The following is a 346-nucleotide window of genomic DNA, read 5'->3' on the forward strand; positions in this document are numbered from 1 at the left end:
GATGAAACACGCCTGGGTATCGTACTACTGCTCAGGGAGATGGGGGAGCTGTGCGTTTGCGATCTCTGCACAGCGCTGGAACAATCACAACCCAAGACCTCCCGCCATCTGGCCATGCTTCGGGAAAGTGGCCTGTTGCTGGATCGCAAGCAGGGGAAATGGGTTCATTATCGCTTATCCCCGCATATTCCTTCCTGGGCTGCCCTGGTGATTGAGCAGGCCTGGTTAAGCCAACAGGACGACGTACAGGCCATCGCCCGTAAGCTGGCATCAGCAAACTGCTCTGGCAGCGGTAAGGCTGTTTGTATCTAAAAAATTTGCCTGAACATATATGTTTTTTCGAATG

The 346-nt window shown here is 52.9% G+C and carries 1 protein-coding gene; it reads left to right on the forward strand.

What is annotated here, in order from left to right; genetic code table 11:
• On the forward strand, positions 1-312 hold a 312-nt coding region (gene arsR / locus VZP09_RS24460), incomplete at its 5' end, for an As(III)-sensing metalloregulatory transcriptional repressor ArsR (RefSeq protein ID WP_328795517.1).
• Positions 313-346 lie beyond the last annotated feature (34 nt).

Source organism: Klebsiella sp. EMBS2024 (assembly GCF_036233805.1).
Lineage (GTDB): Bacteria > Pseudomonadota > Gammaproteobacteria > Enterobacterales > Enterobacteriaceae > Klebsiella > Klebsiella pneumoniae.